Raw genomic sequence first — 21,817 nt, forward strand, 5'->3', positions numbered from 1 at the left:
CACGTTACCGGCTGGTTACATTGTCATGTGACAAATGGAAAGCGTATCATCGCCATCTTCCCTGAATTGCGCGGTACTTGTGCTGCATCTTATCGAATGAAGTCTGGAAAATTACGCGAGATCATTCTCGGCAAGGCGCTCGATCCGTTGAAAACGGAAACGCGCCACTCGCTGGCGCTGGTGGCTTTTCTCGCATGGGTCGGTCTGGGGGCGGATGGCTTGTCCTCGTCTGCCTACGGACCTGCCGAAACCTTCCACGCGCTGAACGGCCATACCCATCTCGGCCTGTACATGGCGATCGCGACGGCGGTCACCGTCTTCATCATCGCGCTGGCGTACAACCAGGTCATCGAATTGTTCCCGACCGGCGGCGGCGGCTATCGCGTTGCTTCCAGGCTGGTCGGTCCCTACCTCGGATTGATTTCCGGCTGCGCGCTGATTCTCGACTATGTGCTGACGATCGCCATTTCCGTTGCGGCTGGCGTCGAGGCATTGGCATCGCTGTTGCCGCTCGGCTTTCAGGCTTACAAGCTGCATGCGGAAGCGTTCTTCATCGCCATCCTGATCGTGCTCAACCTGCGCGGCATGAAGGAGACGATCCAGATCCTGCTGCCGATCTTTCTCGGCTTCGTCGTGACGCATTTGTTCCTGATCGTGTACGGCATCTTCGCGCATGCGTCATACCTGCCGGACCTCGTTCCCAATACCTTGACGGAAACCTCGCAGCTCGCAAGCGACATCGGCTGGATCGGTGTGGCAGGCATGCTGCTGCTCGCGTATTCGCAAGGCGGCGGCACCTACACCGGGCTGGAAGCGGTATCGAACAACGTCAATATTCTCGCCGAACCGCGCGTGCATACCGGCAAGATGACGATGTTCTACATGGCGCTATCGCTGGCATTCACCGCCAGCGGCATCATTCTGCTGTATCTGCTGTGGGACGCCAGGCCGGTCGAGGGGCAGACCCTCAATGCATCGACGTTCAAGGCCATCATCGACAGCATGGGCCTGGGCAGCGCCTGGACCAACAAGCTGCTGTTGACGATCGTGCTGATCTTCGAAGCGGGGCTATTGTTCGTCGCTGCCAACACCGGCTTTCTCGGCGGCCCGGCAGTGTTGTCGAACATGGCGGCCGACTCCTGGGTGCCGCACAAATTCCGCTATCTGTCGACGCGGCTGGTGACGCAAAACGGCATTCTGGTGATGGGAATCGCCGCGCTTGCAATCCTGTTCTGGACGCAAGGCAGCGTGACGCTGCTGGTGGTGCTGTATTCGATTTCCGTATTCCTGACCTTTGCGATTTCCCTGTTCGGCTTGTGTCTGTACTGGTGGCAGCATCGCAAGGAACTGGAGCACTGGAAGCGACGCTTCTTCCTTTCGCTGGTCGGCTTTGTCATCTGCGCCGGGATTCTTGCCATTCTGCTGGTCGAGAAGTTTACGGAAGGCGGCTGGGCTACCGCCGTCATCATCGGCGCGATTGCCGCACTGTGCATCTACATTCGCAATCATTATCGTGAAACGAAGGATGCGATCCATGTCGTGGATCAGGTGTTCGCCAACCAGCCGTTCGGGCCGCATGTCAGCGCCGTCAAGCCCGATCCCGATGAGCAGACCGCGGTATTCATCGTCGGCAGTTCGCGCGGCGGCGGCTTGCATGCATTGCTGTGGGTGCAGCGCATGTTCCCTGGGCACTTCAAGAACTTTCTCTTCGTGAATGCGCGCACCGTCGATTCGCACGCCTATGGCGGCGAAGGAGCGGTGGAGCAGATGCGCGCCGAAGCCAATGCGACGCTGAAGTTTTTCGAGGACTTCTGCCACAGCCACGGCATGGCCTCGGCAACCTACCTCGGCTTCGGCACCGACGTGGTCAATGAGGTCACCAAACTGTGCGAAGAGATCAGCAAGGCATATCCGAACGCGATTTTCTTCACCAGCAAACTGATCTTCGAGCACGACAACTGGTTCACGCGCCTGCTGCATAACCAGGCCGCGCTCGCGATCCAGCGACGTCTGCATTTCGAGAGTTTGCAGATGGTGATATTGCCGATGAAGGTGTAATGCGGATGGTGTCATCGCTGCCGCATTTGGGCTGAGTCCGTAGCCGTTTAGCGGGGCGGACGTCGTTCCGGAAAACGCAATCATTGCCCCGTATGCGCGGCATGCAGCTTGCCGCCTTTCGTCAAATATCCCCTTTCCCGAATCACGCCGCAGTCCCGAATCACGCCGCAGCATGGCCGCGCATGCGGCATTCCGATTGCATTCATCGTCATCCGTGCATTGCTCCATGGTTCAGGTGCGTGTTCGCCTGCGCATGCAGCATGCATGTTTCCAACGTGAGCAAAGCATCATGGCGTGATCGCATCAACACAGACCGCGATCCACGAAAACGTCCCATCGCGCCTGCTTGACGATCCGCAAGCGCGGCATCGATTCCCATTGAAGTTCTCGTTCCCGCACGCATTCTGTTGCTTGATTGCATGCTGCCCACGGACAGCGGTTTCAGCTACCTATGGGAAAGCTGATCAAGGTCAATAGTGCCGCTTGATAACAGTCAATTGAGTAACTCCACCGATTAGCAGAATAGAAACCTGGCTACGCACTTCGCACGAGCCACATGCGGTCACACAGTTTTGCAATCAACAGTGAGGATTACTTCAAATGTCAAATGCTAATCGCCCATTTCGCCTTGCCCCTCTTACATCGGCGCTGCTCTGCGTCGCCCTTGCTGCCTGCGGTGGCGGTGGCGGCGACAGCCCGGCGTCCACGACAAATCCGGGTGGTACGACAAATCCAGGTGGTACGACAAATCCAGGTGGTACGACAAATCCAGGTGGTACGACAAATCCAGGTGGTACGACAAATCCAGGCACCACGAATCCGCAACCCGACCTTGCAACGCGCTTGAATGCGCCGACCGGCGTTGCGCGTGATGCCGCAGGAAATCTGTATGTGGTCGATACGGGTAATTTCACGATTCGCAAGATCACGCCGACCACGCCTGCCGTTGTCAGCACCATCGCGGGTACCGCGGGCATCAAGGGGGCCGGTGCGCCTACGGATGATGGCGTAGACGCTGCAGCGAAGTTCGTCAATCCGACTGCGATTGCAGTGCATCAGACAGATGCCACTGCACCGCTCACGCTTTATGTCGCTGATGGAGATAGTGTGCGAAAGATCACCGCCACAACAGTGAACGGAAAAGTGCAAATGCAAGTGCAGACCATCATCAGGGATGCAAGCAAGTTGACTGGTGCAACAGGTATTGCCGTGGATGCCGCTCAAAACGTCTATGTTGCGGATGCCGCAGGCAAGAGGGTCATCTTCGGTACGCCGGCCGGAGACATTGATTCGTTGGCGACCGGGCTGGATGGTCCGCAAGGCCTCGCCCTCGATGCCGCTACCAACACCCTGTATATCACTGATGTCGCTGCGGCGGGTGGCGCAACAGTGATCAAGAAACTTGTTCTGCCGACGACGCTTCCTCCTGCTGCACCGGCGACAGTAACGACCGTCGCTGTCACCGGCACGGCTCAACCATTCACGAACGGGGCTGGCATTGCGGTGAATGCGGGGGGGCTAGTTCTCGTGGAGCCGACTCGCCTGATTACAGTGAGCGCCGCCGGGGTTTCGGCTGTCGTGCCGATCGCTGCAGGAAAAGTCACCTCCCTGAGCGGTGTCGTGTTCGATGGAACCACCGGCTTCGACGTGACCGATAGCGGCAACCACACGGTGAGCAAAGTGACGACAGCAGGTGCGTTGACCACACTCGCAGGCAAGGCCGGCACGGCGGGTGCTGTCGATTCGGCACCGTAAGGAAGGAGGGCGCAACCGATTCCGGATTGCGCCCGCCGGGCGTGCAATGCGATATCTGTGACATCGCATTGCACGCATCCCGGTTCCACTCGCCCTGCAGTGACTGTACGGGCCGGGTCTGTGTGCGGTAGCGGATTCGCTGCTTGCCGCACATCATTCGCCTCTGCTGGAGACTTATCTTGAGCTGCCTTGCTCCGGTTGCTTGGCGCAAGGATCCTGCAACTTCAAGCCCGCATTCCTGATTTCGACAAGGCCCTTGTTGGGTTGATCGCTGGCGCGTTCTTCCTTCCGTGCGGCCGAAATATCGCCACAGCTGACGTCGACCGACGAAGGGGCGAACGCATTTGGCTGATCGCCGGAGCCATTGCCACTGTCGGCTCCGCCGTCTGCATGACCGCCACTGGCGGTGCCTGCGCCACCATCGCCGCTTCCTGCATCGCCGTCTCCTGCGCCGGCATTGCCGCCCGCGTTTGCGCCGTTGCCCATGCCTGCGTCGCCGTCCGCCGTGCCGCCCGAGCCGTTGTCCGCGCCGCCGTCTCCGGTACCGCCGCCGGCCGGGTTCACGCCGTTGTCGCCGCCGCCATCACCGGCATTGCCGCTACCGTCGCCAGCGCCGCCGCTGCCGTTACCCGCGCCGCCATCGCCAGCACCACCCGAGCCGTTACCAGCGTCGTTGTCACCGTTGCCAGCCCCGCCGTCGCCGATGCCCGTACCCGCATCGCCGCCGCCAGCGCCGCCCGAGCCATTGCCCGCGCCATTGTCGCCATCACCGCCGCCGCCAGTACTTGCCCCGCCGTCGCCGCCGCCATCACCAGCGCCGTTGCTGCCGTCGCCGTTACCCGCGCCGCCATCGCCAGCCCCGTTGTCACCATTGCCTGCACCGCCGTCGCCCGTACCGGTATCGCCGTCGCCAGCGCCGCCCGAGCCGTTGCCCGCGCCATTGTCGCCATCACCACCGCCGCCAGTATTTGCGCCGCCGTCGCCGCCACCGTCGCCAGCGCCGTTGCTGCCGTCGCCGACACCACCATCACCGTTGCCTGCGCCGCCATCGCCATCGCCATCGCCGCCGGTGTCATTGCCCGCACCGTTGCCGCCGCCGCCGGGATCGCCGCTGCCGTCACCTGCGCCATTGTCGCCCGCGCCGCCGCCATCATCACCCGCGCCGCCATCGCCTCCACCATCGCCGTCAGAACCCGTGCCGTTGCCGGGCAAGCCGCTTCCACTGCCGTTGTTGCCGCTGCCGTTGCCCGGCGTCGTCGTGGCCGGCGGATAGGGATTCGTATCGGGTGGTGCGGGCGGGCATCCCGCGCAGTCGCTGCCACCCGGTTTGCCGGGATTGCCGGGACTACCCGGTCCGTCGGTGTCGCCGTTATCGCCGCCATCCGGGGGCGTGGGATCGGGATAGGGGCTCGGATTCGTTCCCTGGCAGCCGGCAAGGTCCTGGCAACCCTGCCACAAGCCACCGCTCTTGCCGCCATCTTCCTTCTTGGTGAAGGTCGGCGTGTTGCTGTAGGTATAGATCTTGTTGCCAGTGGAAAGGAGCAGTTTCCGGTTGCCGAGTTTGGCGCCGAAGCTGTCGTTCCAGGGGATGTGGATATCACCGTTGCCGGGGCCGCCCGACGGGAACGGGAAGTCCGTGCTGCCGCTGATGATGATGGTGCTGTAGTCGGGCAGCTTGACGATATCGGCTGACAGGAAATGCGGCTCGTATGGCTTGTTGTCCAGACCATTGCCGATCCACACCGTGTTGTCGTCCAGCGAACGCAGCGTGATTTCCGGCTTGTTGGGGTTCTTGTAGTCGAGGGCCGTGCCCAGCAAGCGCAGATTGTTGCTGAACAGGTGAATCTGGTTACCGAAGGTGTCGAATGAATAGAGATCGAGTTTCGGCGCAGCCAGTCTCAGGTTGTACAAGGGGCCGACGCTGTACGCGACCATGTTGCCGGAGGTCTGCGCGGAGAGGCTGCGATAGCCGAGATTGAATGCGCCGTCGGCACCGATGTGCATGTCGCCGGTCAGCGTGTTCTTGGCTGCGGCGTCGACACTGCTATCGTTCAGGATGACATTCTGCGGCGTGCCGATGAAGAAGGTCGCGGTCGGATTCTTGAACTTGAGCAGCGTGTCGCCGGAATAGTGCGTATCCGCATTGAAGCCGGATTCGTTGGCGTTGTTGACGCCGACACGATTGCTCAGATTGTAGGGCTGCAGCATGATGCGCGCGCCATCCGCCGTCGTCGCATCGAGCACGATATCGAGCGAGTTGGAACGCAGCAGGAGGTTCTTGCCCTTGCTGTTGAGCTTGATGATGGATAGCCCGCCGCCGGTGGTCAGATAGAAGTCGCCAATCGGCTTGTCGGAGCCGCTCACGGTAACGCTGCCGCTACCGCTCGGTGCGGTGGCGCTGCCTGCCGATGCGCCCAGGCCGAGGCCGGTGAGGTTGCCGGTGTATGCGCTGTTGTCGATGACCATCAGCTTGCCGCCGCCGGCACTCAGCGAAGCGACGTTGGTCGTCAGCTGGAAGGTGCCTTGCATGTCGTCGCCGACAACGCCCAGGCTATTCGCATTGATGCGTTTTCCGGCTGCCGTCGAGGCGGTGAAATCGCCGCCCATGCCAATCGTCACCGAGTTGGTTCCATTACTGGCGGCGGCATTGATGTTCTCATTGATCCAGATATTGCCGCCGATGGACAGCGAGACGTTGTTGTCGTTGTAGATGTCGGGCGTGGGTTGGCCGCTGGCATTGACACCCGCAGGTTTGACGATCGTGTTGGATGTGGTGGTGATGCCGCTGACGCCGCCGATGCTGGCGATCGTGAGCGATCCGCCTGCGTAGCTGATCGAGCCATTGGTGCGCGCGGCGAGTACGCCCACCCGATTGTTGGCGTTGTTCAGGACAAAGGGCACGACGCTGTTCGGATTGTTGCCCTGCAGGAGCAGGGTGCTGGCGATCAGCGAACCCTCCACCTTCGGCTTGCCGGTGGCGGAGTCCATATCGCGTCGTTGATACACACCGCCCGAGCCGGCGATCAGCGAGATCCCGGCGCTGCCCGCATCGATGCTTTGATTCAGCGTGAGGCTGGCAGGGTTGGTGCTGCCGTCGGGCAGTTTTTCTGGATCATATCCTGCGGCGTCGCCGGTCCTGATGGTGACGTTGTGGTTGCCGGTCTTGATGCCTTTCACGCCGTACGGGTCGCCCACGGTCAGCGCACCCGCATTGGTAAAGCTGAAGGCACCGTTGATATCCGCAGCGATCGTGCCCACCTGATTGCCGACCTGGTTGAGATTGACTGCGCCTCCGGTCAGTGCGAGATTGCTGGCACGGATGCTGCCGCCGGTCTGCGTCGTGCCGCCGCTGGCGCGGATGAAAATACTACCGGAATCGATGCCTTGCGCCAGCGTCAGCGCGCCGTTGAGGTAGAGCCGGGAATCACCATTGGCATGATTGATGCCGTTTGTTCCGTTGACGGCGCCGACGGTAAGGCTTTTGTTGTTGCTGAATCTGAGCAGGCCGCCGTTGAGGTTGGCGGCAAGCGTGCCGACCCCGTTGAAGCTGGTTGGCGTGCTGCCCGCGCCGAATCCGCCGAGATCCCAGTTTCCCCCGCCGGTCAGCAGCAGGGAATTGGCCGTGATGGTGGTGCTTGCGTTCTGTGCTGCGCCGTTGACGGCATCGATCGCGAGCGTGCCGGTATTGATGTTTTGCGCCAGCGTCAATGTGCCGCTGTTTCTCTGGAGGTAGAGCCGGGTATCGCCATTGGCCTGATTGATGCCGTTGGTTCCGCTGACCGAGCCGACGGTGAAGCTTCTGTTGTTGCTGAATCTGAGCAGGCCGCCGTTGAGGTTGGCGGCAAGCGTGCCGACCTCGTTGAAGCTGGTCGGCGCGCTGCCCGCGCCGAATCCGCCGAGATCCCAGTTTCCCGCGCCCGTCAGCAGCAGGGATTTCGCCGTGATGGTGGTCCCGGCCTTCTGGGTCGCGCCATTGGCGGCGTCGAGCCAGAGCGTGCCGGCCGCGCCGGACACATTGGCGTTCAGTTGAATCCTGTTATCCGCCTTCAGTTGCAATTGATTGACGGTACTCCAGCTGATGCTGTCGTCCACCGTGATCGTGCCGCCATTGGGCGCGGTGCCGCTAGAGGTTGACGTCGTGACCGTGACATTGCCGTTTGCCAGGGCGTTCTGCAGTGTGCTCACCTTCAGCACGGAAGTGCCGCCGTTATTGCTCAGGTCGCCGAAGGGGGACGTCGTACTGATATCGCTGTCGGCAGCGTTGGAAATGGTGATGTCCGCCGGGTCGAGCAACAGATTGCCAGCCTTGCCATTGGCAGCAAGCGTATTCACCGAGCCGTTGAAATCCAGCACAGCCTTGCCGGACACTTCCACGTTGCCACCGTCGCCGCTTTGCGCTCCGCCTTTGGCGGAAATGTTTCCGTAGTAGCGAGTCTGTTCGTCGGCCCACACCACGACCTGTCCGCCGTTGCCATTGTTCAAGGCATCGGCGCGGATTTGCGCATCCTTGCCGACATAGGCGGTACGCGCGTTTGGCAGCGGGCCGTTGCCCTGAAAGCTGCCGCCGACGTGGACCGTGCCGCCGCCGGCATCGCCGGAGGCATCGAGCGTCGCCGCATCCACCAGCGCGACCTTGTCGCCCAGCACGTCGATGCGGCCACCTTTTTGCCCGGCAGCCTTGCCGCTCGCATCCAGCGTGCCGCTGACCAGCGTGTTGCCGCCGTTGGCGGAGAGGTAGATGCCGCCTTCGCGCTCGACCATGGTCTGCGCCTGGATCAGGCCGGAATTGTTGACGGCCGCCGTCGCCAGATCGCGGGCCACGGCTGCGGTCATGATCGCGCGCCCGCCGTCTGCCAGCATCTGTCCGCTGTTGTCCACACCGGACAGGTCGGCGAGGGTTTTTTCGTTGACCGCGAAGTTGATCAGGCTGTCGCCCTTGATATCGACGGTCATCTTGCTGCCGGAAGCGAGCACGGCGGTGCCGAGTTTGGCCTGGATGATGCCGCTGTTGGCGGCGTAATCGCCTGCCAGCACGACGTAGCCGCCTTCGCGCGCCTTGAGCACGCCGGCGTTGATCACCTCGCGCCGGATCGACGAGGCATTGTCGCTGCTGAAGACGTATCTGCCCGCCATGAAATCGTCATTGCGGATCTTCATGGTGGTGGCCAGAAGACCGGCGACATCGACGCTGGCACCCGCACCGAAATACACGCCATAGGGGTTGACTAGAAACACCTGGCCATTGGCCGACATGCTGCCGAGGATGGTCGACGCCTGGTTGCCCGTCACGCGGTTGAGCAGGACGGACGACGAGTCAGGCTGGTTGATGCGCACGCTGTTGCCTGCGCCGATGGAAAAGCTTTGCCAATCGATGATCGCCTTCGACGAGCTCTGGTTGATCACCTGATGCTGCGCATCGGTCTGGCCGTAGTTCGCCGAGCCACCGACGAGCGTGCCGCCGCTCGGGAGTTGCGCATGGGCGAATCCCGGATAGGCAAGGGCCAGTCCGATGACGAGCGATCGCTTGATTGGTTTAAAAGCTTGCACTGATATTCACCCAGATTCTGTGGTTCTTGCCGTCGCCCAGTCCGTCGCGGACGGAGCCGACAGGCGTGGCCACATCGACCGATGCAATCAAGCCCTTGCCCGGATAAATCGTCGCGCCGGCCCCGACGCTGCGCAGCCGGTCCTTGTTGTCGCTGAAGCCCGGCGCCTTGTACGTCGCCTCGCCCACGTCTGCCGTCAGGCGGATGAAGCCGAGGCTTCTGGCGATGGAAAACGGATGGCGCAGTTCCGCAGTCACCAGAGCGCCGCTGTCACCTCGCACTTCGGCGGGCCGGAACGCGCGCACGCTGCCCGGCCCCCCCAGGGAAAACTTCTCCGTGTCCGGCAAGCGTTCCTTGCTGTAGACGATATTGCCGCGCAGGTACAGATCCCATTGCCGGATGAAGGGCGTGGTGTGGTTGACGTCGAGTTCCAGACGCGCATGGACCGCATCCTGCTTGATCGAATCGTTGCTGCTCTTGAAATTCGTTACCAGCCCGAAGCTGGCATTGGTGATCGAGGTGTCGCGATGAATCCGGCTGATCTGGTAGGCGGCAGTCAGGACATTGAGCGAATTGTCGAACAGGGTCGTGCCCAATGCACTTTGCGTCAGCTGATTGCGCCGCACGCCCACGCTCACTTGCTGGTTGTCGTCGCGGCTGCGCACCAGCGGATGACCGATCACCACCTCATCGGTGCTCAGTTCGCCGGTCACGCCCAGCGCCGCGAGCGGGCCGGTGACGTCGTAGGCAACCTTGGAGCTGCCCACGGATAGGCGCGTGCCGACGGTATTAAGCGGCAGCGAATAGTTTGCCTTCCAGTAGCGCACGAGCCGGTGTTCGCTGACCGAGCCACTCAACGACAACTGATCGCCCCAGCCGAATGGCGAGTTGATGTTGAGCGTGGGTTCCACGCGCTTCTGACCGGTTTCCGACCGCCCGAAATTGTTCAGGCTGACGTAGCCGGTAAAGAGCCGCTCCTCGATCTTGATCTCGGCATCGCTCGCGCCGAACTCGGCACCGGGTTCCAGGATGACCTTGGCCCGCAAGCCGGGCAGGTCGTTCAGCAGCAGCAGGTTGTTTTCCAGCCGGTCCGTCGTGACCAGGCTGCCTGGCGTGAGCAGGCCCGTGCGGGCAGCGAGAAAATCCGTCGAATAGCGCTTGTTGCCGTCGAACGTCACCTTGCCGATGCGGCCCTCGACAATCTGGAGTCGAACCACGCCATTCTCGATCTTTTGTGCGGGGATGAAGGCACGTGCCAGCGTGTAGCCGTTCCTGTGGTAATACGCGGTAATCGTGTCGGCGGCCTTGCTCAGGTCGTAAAGATTCAGCTCCAGATCGACGAAGCGTTCCAGCAGCCTCTTCAGGCGACGCTCCTTGTAGACCGTGTTGCCAGACATGGCGAATGCATTGACGCGAAAACGCTTTGCCTTCGGATCGTGAGGCGAGGGCGCCGGTTGCGCGGGCAGCACCACTTGCGGCGGCGTGGCGGGGCGCTGCAGCCTGTCGTCGCGCAGCGTGTCCTGCACGCTGCCCGGCGTGATCGGCGCTTCGGCGGCGAAGGCCGCAGTCTGCGCCAGCAGCAATGCGAGTGCGGCAAGCGGCACGCGACGCATCGCGATATGAGTCTGATTCTTCAGCACGATCTGGTCGGTCTCTTTCAGGCCTTTGCCAATGCGGTGCGGAAGCGCTTGTTTTCTTCCTGGATATCGCGCGCCATCTGGACGGCCGTCATGTACTGCAGGTGATGACCGATCGGCGATGCTTCGTGGAACAGCTGCTGAAACGCCTCGCGCGTCAGCGCCGCCGTCTTGACACGCCCCTTCGCTCGGCATGTTGCCGAGGCGGGCAGGTTGTCCACCAGCGACACGATGCCGAACAGTTCGCCATCGCTCAGTTCGCGCACTTCGTATTCCTCGTCATCCTGGCTGTCGCGGCGGGTGATGCGCACCGATCCCTGCAACAGCATGTACAGCGCTTCGCCCTGGGTTCCCTGCGTGATGAATTCATGACCGTCGTTGTATTCATTCACCTGCAAGCGGTTTGCAAGCACGTCGAGGTGCTGCGCCTTGAACTCCTCGAAGGCGGGCAGATTCTTGAGAAAGACTTTCAATTCCATATTGTTTTTATCCTCGGGTCCGTGAACTTCAAGCGTGCGTCAGCGGCTTGCGGAAACGCTGCGCCATCAATGCGATGAAATGATCCAGCAGCACCTTGGCGACTGTTTCGTTTTCCGTGATCAGCTTGCCGAAGGTGATGTGATGCACTCTGAGCAGCTTGCATGGCGAATTGCTGATGATGGTCGCGCTGGCGAGAAACTCGCCGCTCAACACCGAAATCTCGCCCATCCATTCGCCGGGCTTGATGGTCGCGATCTTCTTGGACTTGCCTTCCTGCTCGATATAGACATCCAGCGTGCCGTCGAGGACGAAGTAGATGCAATCCACCGGCATGCGGTCGCGGATCACGGTGCGCTCAGGCGCGACCTCCTGTATCGAAGCGCCGTCCAGCAGCATTTCCAGATTGGCTTGCCCCAGTTCCTGCGCCAGTTGCGGGAAGCGTGCGCCGAATTGGGAAAGAGTGGATTGGTTCACTGGTGATTTCATGGGTTGTAGGGCTTCAACGAAGTGGACGGTTGCGCAGCGGGCGGTGCTTCCATGGACGGATCGATAGCGCTTTCATCGCTGGCGAGGAAGGTGCCGATCAGCAGCACCGGCAGGATCACGGCGATGGCTTTCATGCCGAATGATTCGGGTTCGGGCTGCATGCCGTACGCGTTCTCGCCACGCGTTCCGGGGATGAACCAGAATGCGAAATTCACGACCGGAACCAGCAGCAGCAATGCGACCCAGCCGCCGAAATTGAAGTCATGGGCGCGCTTGACGGTCAATATCATGAACAGGAACGGCAGGAAAACGTAGAACAGCAGCACGCTGAGCGCGGTGTACAGCGTGCGCCCGAGGCTGCCGGTCAACAGCAGCAGATATCCGGCCGGGAACATGAAGAGGCAAACGCCGACCAGCGCGCCCAGCGAATACGCGATGTAGCGCGCGCGCCCGAGGCGGCCGCGCAGCGAAAACAGTCTGGCGCGCGGCAGCGCCGGCGTCGTCATCATGTTGGCGGCTGTCATGGTCCGATCCATTTTCCCGGATCCCGGAACGGGCTTTGCATGCGCACCACGGCCTCCGATGTGACCGGAATGCGATATTCGTCATCGATGCCGGTGCATGGTTTCGAAGTGGCGCCACCGCCCTCGGAAGCGATCATGTCGGCGGCGGTCGTGCCCACCGATGGCGTGCCGGGAGGGTCGACCACGAGGTGGAAGATCAGCTTGTTCAGGATCGGCACCGCCATCCTGTAGCAATACGTGACGCGCACCTTCAGCAGATTGGCATCCTGGATGTTCATGCTGCCGCCGGGGATGTTGGTGGAGCGGTACATCAGGTTGTCGTTCGGTATTTCGTCGCCCTTTTCGGATTGCCCCTGGTAGGAGTTCAAGGTCGTGGGGGTTGGATTGACGATCCTGATCGACGTGATCTTCGGATTCCTGACCTGCTCGTCCGCCAGTTGCCATGCATTCTTCAGCAAGTCCATGTTGCGCGCGCCGCCGGTGCTGCTGCTATGCGTGAAGAGCGGCATCATGCCCGACACCAGTCCTTCCGCGATTGCAGACATGGAGCCGTTGTTCAACGCGCCCTGACGCGTCGCGGCAAAGGTCGCGTAGTTCAGCGTCGACTTGGTCTGATAGATGAAGCCGAACTGGATCGCACCCAGGATCAGCAGCGCGAGGATCGGAAACACATAGATGTATTCCGCCAATGCCTGGCCGCGTTGGCGCGTGTGCCGGGATCGGATGCGGCGATTCATCATTTCGTCGTCCCGCCGGCAGCAGGCGATGCGGAAGGTGCGGGTCGTGCCTGGCGAGTCAAGCCTTCCAGCGGGATCTTTTCCATGGCGCTGATCACCGTCTCGACCTTGGCATGGAGCGCATTGTCAGGCGCACTCACGTCATGGGCGCGGATGAAGGCCGCCCACGCTTCGCGCAAGCGCACCACACCCATGTTGTGCCATGCGCGTGCGTCGCCACCGTTGAGGAGGAGCGCCTTCTGGTACGCCTGCGTGGCCTGTTCGGGCCGGTTCGTGCGTGCATACAGATTGCCGAGATAAAACCATGCCTCCGCATCGTTGGGCACGGCGCGCAGCAGTCCGACGAGCAGTTTCTCGGCGCGATCGTCCTCGCTGTTCGCGTAAGCATCCTCGGCCTGACGGCGCATGTCGTAAAGATTGCCTTGCTCGGCGGGCAGCATGGCGCAGCCGCTCAACAAGAGCATCGGCAGCAGCAGGGTATGTACGGTTCGCATGGCTCGCTTCATGCTTGTGTTTCCCGCCATGTCAGCACGTCGCCTTTTTTCAGTTTCATGCCGGTCAGCGTTCCGGGCGCAAGCTCCAGCGTGGTGTGTGCGGGAAAGCTGCCCATCATGCGCGATGGCGACAAATGGCTGACCAGCTTGCGCACCTGCCCGCGCCTGTCGAGAAATGCCAGGTCGAGGTCGTAGTGCATGCCGAAGGTATGCACCAGCCGGCATTCATCGATCAGCATGCCTTCGCCCGGCTGCAATTGCGGACGTCCAAGCAAGCCGCGCATGCGGTCCCAGAAGCCGGTGGCGTTCCAGACGCGCGGCACCAGACATTCATCGCGCAGGTAGATCGCACCCAGTTTCACAGCATGCCTTCCTGCATGAACTTCACGACGATAGGGAAGGCGAGCACGATGAACGTGACCGGGAAGATGAAGGCGATCAAGGGCAGAATCAGCTTGACCGGCGCTTCCATGGCGAGCTTTTCGGCGCGCTGAAAGCGCTCGATGCGCCGCTGCTGGGATTGCACGCGCAGGGCGGAGCCGACGCTGGCCCCCATTTTTTCCGCCTGGATCACGGTGCCGACGAAGCTGGTAATCGCTTTCATGTTGAGCCGGTTTTCCATGCGGCGCAGCGCATCGGCGCGCGGCACGCCGGCGCGCAGGTCACGCGTGATCATCTGGAATTCGTTGCGCAGCGCGCCCGCCGGCCCCTTGTCCATCGCCTGCTTGATCGCGCCGGTCAGATTCAGGCCGGCTTCCACTGCCAGCGTGATGAAGTCGAGATACACCGGCAAGGCCTTGAGAATTTCCTTTTCGCGGCGATTGCGCACGTCGCGCAGCCAGATCTGGGGATAGAAATTGCCCAGCAGCGTGATGCCGACCAGGGTGCCGGGCGAAGAGATGTCGAGCGCATGCAGCGAAAACAGGGTCAGGCCGAATGCGACGATGGTCGAGAAGATGCGGACCGCGTAGTACTGCTCTGCCGTCAACATGTAACCGACACCGGTTTCCTGCAAGCGCTTGTGGGTCTTTTCCAGCCACCCGGACGGGATGCGCGAACAGAAGTGGTACTCGATGAAGGTGATCAGCGGCCACGTCATCCTCAAGGCAGGCGGCAGCGGGTCCATATACTCCCGCTCCTCCCTCGGCACCTCGGATTTGAGCTTCCTGACGCTGTAGCTCACGAGCAGGATGGATACGCCGAAGGCGATGCCGAGTATGAGTGCGATCGATGAGGTGGAAAGGATCATGTCAAACGTCGATGGTGGTGATTTTGCGAATGAACAGGTAGCCGATCACGATCATCACGAGGATCACGGTCAGCGTCACCCAGCCGAACAGGGTGGTAAACATCGTGCCCATGGCCTTCGGCTCGATCCAGTTCAGCGCGGCCATGATGAACAAGGGCAGGCAGGACATGATGAGTCCCTGCATCTTTCCCTGCGCGGTCAGGCTGCGGATCTTGCCTTCCATGGTTGCCTTCTCGCGCAGCGTGTGGGCCAGCGACTCAAGGATTTCCGCCAGATTGCCGCCCACCTCGCGCGAGATGCGCAGGCCGGATACCACCAGCGAGAAGTCCTGCAGCGGATTGCGCTTTTCCATGTTGACCAGCGCCGTGTCGAAATCCACGCCGAGACGCTGTTCGCGCAGCATCAGATCGAATTCCTGGCTCATCGGCGGCTTCTGTTCCTTGATCATCGATTCCAGCGCCACATTCAGGCTGGCGCCCGCGCGCATCGCACCGGACACCATCAGGAGCGCATCCGGCAACTGTTCCTCGAAACGCTTCAGGCGCTTCGCCGCGATGCTCTTGATGTAGACCTTGGGCAGGATGAGCGTGCCGATCGCAGTGAACGTGACGAACACGGGGTTGTTCGTGAACAGCCACACCAGCGTCGGCAGCACGATCAGGGCGGCGACGTTGTAATAGAACAGCTTGGTCGGGTCGATGAAGATGAACATGTCGGCCAGCGTCGTTCGCGTCGATGCTTCGAGCGACGATTTTTGCCGCGCCAGCAGCGCCCGCACGCCCTGCATGCCGATCCAGATCGCCATGAAGGCGGCAAGCAGCGCAACCGCCAGTAGGAGTCCGAGGGTATTCACAGCCGTTTATCCTGCGATGCAAACATGTTGAAATCGATCTCCAGGCCGCGCGTGGCGAGTTCTTCGTAGAACTCGGGGATCTGGCCGGTGGCGATGTGCTGACCCTTCACCTTGCCGTCCGGACCGAAGCCTTCGCGCTTGTAGAGGAAGATGTCCTGCAGCTGGATGATGTCGCCTTCCATGCCGGTCACTTCGGTGATGTGCGTGATCTTGCGCGAGCCGCAGGCGAAGCGGTTCTGCTGCACGATGAACTTGACCGCCGACGCGATCTGTTCGCGAATCGCGCGCACCGGCAAGTCCATGCCCGCCATCATCACCATCACCTCGATACGCGCCAGACAGTCGCGCGGCGTGTTGGCGTGCGCGGTTGTCAGCGAGCCGTCATGGCCGGTGTTCATCGCGGTCAACATGTCGAGCGCCTCGCCGCCGCGGCATTCGCCGACGACGATGCGGTCTGGACGCATCCGCAGACAGTTCTTGACGAGGTCGCGGATGCTGACCAGACCCTTGCCCTCGGCATTGGCGGGACGCGATTCGAGTCCGACCAGATTGGGCTGGCTCAGTTGCAGTTCCGCCGCGTCCTCCACCGTGACGATGCGCTCGTCCTTCGGGATGTAGCTCGACATCACGTTGAGCAGCGTGGTCTTGCCGGAACCCGTACCGCCGGAGATGATGATGTTGGACTTCTGCTCCACCACGGTCTTGAGGAACTGGAGCATCACCGGCGTCATCGAGCCGAAACGGACCAGATCCTCGCCCACCAGCTTCTTCTTGGAGAACTTGCGGATGGTGATGTTTGCGCCCTTGAGCGCCAGCGGCGGGATCACTGCATTCACGCGCGAACCGTCCTTCAGGCGCGCATCCACCATCGGCGAGCTTTCATCGATGCGGCGGCCGATCGGCGTGACGATGCGCTCGATGGCGCTGACAACCGACTGGTTGCTGGTGAAGGTGATGTCCGATTTCATCAGCTGGCCTTTGCGCTCGATGAAGATTTCCTCGAAGCTGTTGACCATGATTTCCGATACCGATTCGTCGGCGATCAGGTCTTCCAGCGGGCCGAGACCGACCACTTCGTCCAGTACCCGTTTCACCAGCACGACGCGATCCATGTGGGCTGGAATGTTTCTGTCAGCCGCGACGATTTCCTCCAGCATGACGCGGGTGTTCTCGCGCAGCTCTTCCTCGCTCTGGCGGTTGACGTCCACGCGTCGCAGGTCCATCTGCTTGATCAGTTGCCCGTGGATGTTCTTCAGAACTGCGATCATTTCTTCGCGGTCCGAGGAAGACATTCCTTCCGCAGTCTCGGCGTTATCCGAGGCTGCCATGGGGGATGCAACTGCGGACACACTTGCGGCTGGTGCGGCTTCCGGAAGTGCCTCTTCGATATCCAGCACGGCGAGGGTGTAGTCGCAGATCGTGATCTCCTCGCCCTTCTTGAGCGGACCGTAGGTGCCGGAGATCTTCTGATTGTTCACCTTCGTGCCGGACGATGCGCCATGATCCTCGACGTACACGCCATCCTTGCGGCGATGGATGGTGGCGTGCTTGCGGCCGACCGTCCACCCCTGCAGGATGATGCGGTTCTCATCGCTTTTGCCGATGGTGCAAGTGTCGATGGTGCATTCTTCTTCGGTACGCTGGCCCTTGGGCGTGATGACGGCGATGTGCAACATGGTGAAGGCCTCAGTCGATGATGTCTTGGTTGCTCAGTTTGCGTTCGAAACGCTCGCGGATGTCCATGGTTTTCTCGATCCGTTCGCGGTTGATGGTGGACGAGGGATCGACAACGGTCGGCGTGACCAGGATCACCAGGTCCGTGCGGCCGGTCTTGAAATTATCGGAACGGAACAGGCGGCCCAGCACCGGAACATTGCTGATGCCGGGAACCTTGGTCGCGTCATTCGACATTTCCGTGTTGACGAGGCCGGACATGACGATGGTCTGGCCGTTCTTCACATTGATCTCGGTTTCCGACTGGCGTGTCAGGAAGCCGGGGATGCTCTGCACCGACACGGAGGAGTCGATGCTGCTGATCTCGGTCTTGATCTGGGCCATGATGTTGCCCTGATCGTCCGCCACCGGCTTGATCAGGAGACGAATGCCGTAATCCTTGAATTCCACGGAGGCGGCAAATGCGGAAGACACCGGCAGCGGAATCTGGCCGCCGGCCAGGAATTTCGCTTCGCCGCCGCTGCGGGCGCTGAGTTCCGGTTCCGCGAGGACGAAGGCATCGCCATTGTTCTTGGCAAGATTGATCGTCGTGTTGATCAGGGTCGAAATGCCGAGATAGGTCAGCAAGCCGTTGTTCGGCACCGGCAGCACGCCCTTGAGCGCACCTTGCGTCTGCGGCCGGTCGGAACCGAAGTTGCCGGAGAAGCCCAGCATGGGGCCGGCGGCGGAACCGGGCCATTGCAGGCCGATGTTCTCCAGCAGCGACTTCTTCATCTCGACGATCTGCACTTTCATGTAGACCATCTTCTTCATCGAGACGTCTTCTTCCCGCACGACGCTGACTGCCTGCGGATACATCTTCACCGCAGTCGCGATGCGAACCAGATTCTCCTTGCTGGCGGTGCCGCTGATGACCACGTTGGTGCCGACCGTGTTGATCTGGATGCCGGGAATGTCCGACAGCATTGCGTTGACGCTGCGCTGTGCATCGCCCGCATCCTTCGGGCTGATGCGCACCGTGTAGACGGTCTTGCGGCTGTTGTCAGACCAGATGACGAGCGACGAATCGCCGACCGCTTCGGCGATCAACAGCAGTTCCTTGTTGCCGAGGACGGATGTGCTGAACAGCTTGCCGTTGCCGACCGCGATGCGCTGGATGCGTTCCATCGGGAGGATTTTCACCTCGCCCACGAACATCAGGATTTCATTGTTCTTGATATCGGACAGTCTCTCCTGTGCGTGAAGTGCACCGGAGGCAGCCGCAAAGCATGCGCCGATTGCGAAGAGTCGTAAGAGTCGCAGGAGTTGATTAAGCATTGTTGTTCTCTATCTCACTTTGAGGGCTTGGCGGTCGCGGGATTGTTGCCAAGGCTGAGTTTAAGCAGTTGCGTCAGGTTGTCTGGCACGGCGGTCGGGGCGGCTGCGACCGATGCTGCGGCAGACGCGTCCGCCATCTGAGCCGGTGCAGCGCCGGGTATGCCGGTCGGCAGGCCTGCCGGCATCGGGACGTTGATCGCCGGCGTCATCGCATCGTTGCTTTTGCCGCCGATGATGTACTCGATATAGCCTGTCGATGCGGTGGTGCCACGCGATTTTGCGAGAGCGACCCGCTTCTGGCGCTCGCGGATGTCTTCCAGGAAGTTCTGCGCGTTGACTGTTTCATAGTCGATTTCCTGCTTGTCCTTCTCGTTGCGCAATACCGCCCTGATCTTGCCCAGTTCGGTTGCAAGCGCGAGACGGGCAGCCTGCGTCGGCGTGACTTCGAGCGTGAAATTGCTGTAGCTGACCTTGCGCCGCTCGGGCGAGCCTTGTGTGGCCGGATCATCGTGCGTCACCTTCTGGCCGGTGGCGAGAACCTTGACCTGATCGAGGAAGGGCACGACGGCCTGGTTGTTGTTGCCCTCGCCGCTGCTTGACAGGATCAGCATCAGATCGACGAGGTTGCCGGGTTCGATCATGTGCGACACGGAGTTGATCTCGTCCACATTGATGGTCATGGCGCGCTTGCCATCCTTCAGCGTGCCGGAGAAGTCCGCGAAGACCTCGCGCACATCGGCGCGGCGCAGCGGCTTGCCTTTCTCGACTGCGCGAATCAGCGCCTGGCCCTTCATCGCTTCGAACTGGCCGACCGTGATCGTGTCTTCATAAATGAAATCGACCGGCACATTGCGCGCCGCGACCACGCCCTCGTCGAGCATCACCCCGGGCGGCAAGGACTTGATCGGCACCACCACGGCGATGGTTTCCCCGCGTTGCTGCCGGGACCGCTCCGAGATTTCGGCCTCGATGCTCTGTTCCTTGAACTTGAGGTATTGCATGGTCAGCCACGTAGTGAGCAAGCTCAATGCGATGGCCACGATAAGCATCAACCAGGTCTTGTTGATCTTGATGTTTGGGCGTTGGATTTTCAAGTTGGTCAACCCTGATAAAAAAGTAAGTGATAAGTTCTCGGTTCAATCAAACGACACATCTACCGGCCATTTTGGATCGCTCAGATCCAGGCATTTGTCCGTTGTTACGGTTCCCGATACACCCGCTGCGCCGCCGCTCGTGGATGCGAAGCAGTTGGGCATCGACGAAATCGAAATGGCATACGAGTAGTCGGTGTAGTAGTCGCGGATCGCCTTGGCCAGTTGCTGGATGGGCGGATTGGGGCCTGCCACCAGCACGATCACGCCGAATGCGAGCACCACGAGGTACTCCATGAATGATTGACCGCCTTGCTTGCGGCGCGCCATGGGGAGGTTCTTCATGGCTTGTCCACCAGGTTGGCGAGCACGTTCGTGTTCTGACCGCTGCGCGTGATGACGAGGCTGGCCTCGGCCAGCCCGCGTTTCATGACGATCGTGATGCCGGGGCCCTTGCGGGTATTCATCTGATAGCTGCTGACTGGCTGCCATCCCTGATCGGCCAGCGTCTGGCGATAGAAATTCGCGTTCGTTTCCGGGGAAAATGTATTGCTCAACACCACGGTACGCGCGGTCTTGCCGCTGTCGTGATGCTCGATGTCGTTGAGGATGGTGCTGCCGGACAGCATCGGCAAGGTTTTGTCCTTGTCGATCACGCGCACCTTGTCGGACGACTGTGTCGCGCTCAACAATCCGGTGGAGCCGTTTTTGCCGGCGGCTTGCACCTGCACCGTGAAAAAGCAGTTGCCGCGCACGACGGCAATCGTCTGCCACACACCGACCGTGTTTTCAACCGGTGCCGTGCCAGCCGGGCCGCCTTTCCATGCCTGACGATAAAAGGCGAGAACGTCCGCCGGCGGCTGTTCGCTGTCGAACCGCTTGATGCTCATCGGCACGCCGTTGTACACCATGTATGGTGCGACCCATTCCACCTTCGCCTTCGGTTCTGGGAAGTGCGGACAATTGATCTCCTCGGCATGCGATGCGCCGCCCAGCAAGGCGCAGAATGCCAGTCCGGCGATGCGCCGGCGGGCTCGTGCGTTGTCGTGCTGTTGGCTGTTCATGGCGATGTGTTCTTATTTCAGGCGATCGGCCGGGACCTTGTCCGGTTCGATCTTGCCCAGTTCGAGTTTGGAAAATTCCGGCAGGAAGACGGACACGGCGGTCTGCAGGTACTCCATGATCGGTACGCCGCCGAGTTCCGCGGTAAAGATCGAGAAGGGCACGAGGCCCTTGGTTTGCTGCTTCGTGCTGGTCTTGGCAGGATCGTCCGGGCCGTTTGCCGACCAGCCGTTGGCCAGCAACACATTGGTTTCGCTGAAATTGGCCGTCGACGCCTTGGCCAGGAAGTGGTCGTAATCGATGTCCTTGACCTTGATCGTGACAGTTGCCGCGTACTCGCCGTTCATTTCCAGAGTGAACGGCCCGAGCGTGGCGGCGAAGTTGGCGATGGGGTCGAGAATCTTGTTCAAGGTTCCCGGCGCCTGGCTGTTGCTGACCGAGTTCTGGATGTCGCTGTAATTGGCCAGCAGCTTCTGGCCATTGCGGTCCTGCCACAGCATCTTGGAGCCGCCGCTGAAATCGCCGGCATTGCGGTCGTTGTTCGAGAATGCATCGGCCGGGCCGGTTTCGGACAGATAGCGCACGCCGAGTTCGCGGCGAATCTGGTCGTCGGACTTTGCGTTCGCCTGCCATTTCCGGTCAACGCCGAACCAGCCGATGCTGGACGCCGCGTCGCCGCCGAACCATACCGTGCGTTCCCATGCGGCGTAGCGCGAGGTCTGCACCGCCGCCGCGCGCATGTCGAGATATTTCCCGACCAGCGGAATGGCGAGAAACAGTGGCACCAATACGAAGCCTGCCACGATGAGCAGCTCGATCATTGCCTGACCTCGGTTGCGGGAGTTCATGGTTGG

The 21,817-nt window shown here is 61.1% G+C and carries 18 protein-coding genes; 2 read left to right on the plus strand and 16 right to left on the minus strand.

Going from position 1 to position 21,817, the window contains the following annotated elements:
- Positions 1-96: 96 nt before the first annotated feature.
- A complete protein-coding gene (locus D3870_RS04170; RefSeq protein ID WP_119736905.1) occupies positions 97-2,058 on the plus strand; it encodes an APC family permease in 1,962 nt (653 codons plus the stop codon).
- Positions 2,059-2,901: 843 nt separating this feature from the next.
- Positions 2,902-3,813, plus strand: coding sequence for an NHL repeat-containing protein (locus D3870_RS04175; protein ID WP_158590373.1), 912 nt, complete (start codon positions 2,902-2,904; stop codon positions 3,811-3,813).
- Positions 3,814-3,987: 174 nt separating this feature from the next.
- Here the strand turns inward: D3870_RS04175 and D3870_RS04180 are convergent, their stop codons facing one another.
- From D3870_RS04180 to D3870_RS04255, 16 genes are read right to left on the minus strand one after another with little or no spacing between them, the layout of a single operon-like run.
- A complete protein-coding gene (locus D3870_RS04180) occupies positions 3,988-9,360 on the minus strand; it encodes a two-partner secretion domain-containing protein (RefSeq protein WP_147375696.1) in 5,373 nt (1,790 codons plus the stop codon).
- Positions 9,347-10,999: a ShlB/FhaC/HecB family hemolysin secretion/activation protein gene (locus D3870_RS04185; protein ID WP_158590374.1), complete on the minus strand. Its 1,653-nt coding sequence runs from the start codon at positions 10,997-10,999 to the stop codon at positions 9,347-9,349. The genes D3870_RS04180 and D3870_RS04185 overlap by 14 nt, the downstream gene beginning before the upstream one ends.
- A gap of 17 nt (positions 11,000-11,016) precedes the next feature.
- Complete coding sequence (locus D3870_RS04190) at positions 11,017-11,475, minus strand: cyclic nucleotide-binding domain-containing protein (RefSeq protein WP_119736912.1); 459 nt, start codon at positions 11,473-11,475, stop codon at positions 11,017-11,019.
- A gap of 28 nt (positions 11,476-11,503) precedes the next feature.
- The gene (locus D3870_RS04195; protein WP_158590375.1) at positions 11,504-11,950 is read right to left on the minus strand and encodes a Crp/Fnr family transcriptional regulator; all 447 of its coding nucleotides are present in this window, start codon (positions 11,948-11,950) and stop codon (positions 11,504-11,506) included.
- Between the two features lie 8 nt (positions 11,951-11,958).
- Positions 11,959-12,486, minus strand: coding sequence for a DUF805 domain-containing protein (locus D3870_RS04200; RefSeq protein ID WP_158590376.1), 528 nt, complete (start codon positions 12,484-12,486; stop codon positions 11,959-11,961).
- Positions 12,483-13,226, minus strand: coding sequence for a TadE/TadG family type IV pilus assembly protein (locus tag D3870_RS04205; protein ID WP_119736918.1), 744 nt, complete (start codon positions 13,224-13,226; stop codon positions 12,483-12,485). The genes D3870_RS04200 and D3870_RS04205 overlap by 4 nt, the downstream gene beginning before the upstream one ends.
- On the minus strand, positions 13,223-13,717 hold the full coding sequence (locus D3870_RS04210; protein ID WP_158590377.1) for a tetratricopeptide repeat protein: 495 nt from the start codon (positions 13,715-13,717) through the stop codon (positions 13,223-13,225). The genes D3870_RS04205 and D3870_RS04210 overlap by 4 nt, the downstream gene beginning before the upstream one ends.
- Before the next feature lie 8 nt (positions 13,718-13,725).
- Positions 13,726-14,079: a DUF192 domain-containing protein gene (locus tag D3870_RS04215; RefSeq protein WP_119736922.1), complete on the minus strand. Its 354-nt coding sequence runs from the start codon at positions 14,077-14,079 to the stop codon at positions 13,726-13,728.
- Entirely contained in the window at positions 14,076-14,966 is an 891-nt protein-coding gene (locus D3870_RS04220) for a type II secretion system F family protein (protein ID WP_119736924.1), read from the minus strand. The genes D3870_RS04215 and D3870_RS04220 overlap by 4 nt, the downstream gene beginning before the upstream one ends.
- A 1-nt stretch (position 14,967) precedes the next feature.
- Positions 14,968-15,819: a type II secretion system F family protein gene (locus tag D3870_RS04225; RefSeq protein WP_119736925.1), complete on the minus strand. Its 852-nt coding sequence runs from the start codon at positions 15,817-15,819 to the stop codon at positions 14,968-14,970.
- Positions 15,816-17,495, minus strand: a complete 1,680-nt coding sequence (locus D3870_RS04230) for a TadA family conjugal transfer-associated ATPase (protein ID WP_119736927.1) — start codon at positions 17,493-17,495, stop codon at positions 15,816-15,818. Before D3870_RS04230 ends, D3870_RS04225 begins: the two co-directional genes overlap by 4 nt.
- Positions 17,496-17,505: 10 nt before the next feature.
- Positions 17,506-18,810 (minus strand): type II and III secretion system protein family protein, encoded by a 1,305-nt coding sequence (locus tag D3870_RS04235; protein WP_119736929.1) that lies wholly within the window; start codon positions 18,808-18,810, stop codon positions 17,506-17,508.
- 14 nt (positions 18,811-18,824) lie between these two features.
- A complete protein-coding gene (gene cpaB / locus D3870_RS04240) occupies positions 18,825-19,904 on the minus strand; it encodes a Flp pilus assembly protein CpaB (protein WP_147375697.1) in 1,080 nt (359 codons plus the stop codon).
- A 42-nt stretch (positions 19,905-19,946) separates the two neighbouring features.
- On the minus strand, positions 19,947-20,246 hold the full coding sequence (locus tag D3870_RS04245) for a hypothetical protein (RefSeq protein WP_119736933.1): 300 nt from the start codon (positions 20,244-20,246) through the stop codon (positions 19,947-19,949).
- On the minus strand, positions 20,243-20,965 hold the full coding sequence (locus D3870_RS04250) for a hypothetical protein (RefSeq protein WP_119736935.1): 723 nt from the start codon (positions 20,963-20,965) through the stop codon (positions 20,243-20,245). Before D3870_RS04250 ends, D3870_RS04245 begins: the two co-directional genes overlap by 4 nt.
- A 12-nt stretch (positions 20,966-20,977) precedes the next feature.
- Positions 20,978-21,811 carry a hypothetical protein gene (locus tag D3870_RS04255; RefSeq protein WP_147375698.1) on the minus strand — a complete coding sequence of 278 codons (834 nt, stop codon included), beginning with the start codon at positions 21,809-21,811 and terminating at the stop codon, positions 20,978-20,980.
- Positions 21,812-21,817: the final 6 nt, after the last annotated feature.

Source organism: Noviherbaspirillum cavernae, assembly GCF_003590875.1.
Classification (GTDB): Bacteria; Pseudomonadota; Gammaproteobacteria; order Burkholderiales; family Burkholderiaceae_D; genus Noviherbaspirillum; species Noviherbaspirillum cavernae.

Excerpts from the sequence above, each read along its gene's own strand:
- D3870_RS04235 (WP_119736929.1), bottom strand. The coding sequence starts at position 18,810 with ATGCTTAATCAACTCCTGCGACTCTTACGACTCTTCGCAATCGGCGCA.
- D3870_RS04190 (WP_119736912.1), bottom strand. The coding sequence starts at position 11,475 with ATGGAATTGAAAGTCTTTCTCAAGAATCTGCCCGCCTTCGAGGAGTTC.
- D3870_RS04230 (WP_119736927.1), bottom strand. The coding sequence starts at position 17,495 with ATGTTGCACATCGCCGTCATCACGCCCAAGGGCCAGCGTACCGAAGAA.
- D3870_RS04205 (WP_119736918.1), bottom strand. The coding sequence starts at position 13,226 with ATGATGAATCGCCGCATCCGATCCCGGCACACGCGCCAACGCGGCCAG.
- D3870_RS04210 (WP_158590377.1), bottom strand. The coding sequence starts at position 13,717 with ATGCGAACCGTACATACCCTGCTGCTGCCGATGCTCTTGTTGAGCGGC.
- D3870_RS04220 (WP_119736924.1), bottom strand. The coding sequence starts at position 14,966 with ATGATCCTTTCCACCTCATCGATCGCACTCATACTCGGCATCGCCTTC.
- D3870_RS04245 (WP_119736933.1), bottom strand. The coding sequence starts at position 20,246 with ATGAAGAACCTCCCCATGGCGCGCCGCAAGCAAGGCGGTCAATCATTC.
- D3870_RS04250 (WP_119736935.1), bottom strand. The coding sequence starts at position 20,965 with ATGAACAGCCAACAGCACGACAACGCACGAGCCCGCCGGCGCATCGCC.
- D3870_RS04255 (WP_147375698.1), bottom strand. The coding sequence starts at position 21,811 with ATGAACTCCCGCAACCGAGGTCAGGCAATGATCGAGCTGCTCATCGTG.
- D3870_RS04170 (WP_119736905.1), top strand. The coding sequence starts at position 97 with ATGAAGTCTGGAAAATTACGCGAGATCATTCTCGGCAAGGCGCTCGAT.
- D3870_RS04200 (WP_158590376.1), bottom strand. The coding sequence starts at position 12,486 with ATGACAGCCGCCAACATGATGACGACGCCGGCGCTGCCGCGCGCCAGA.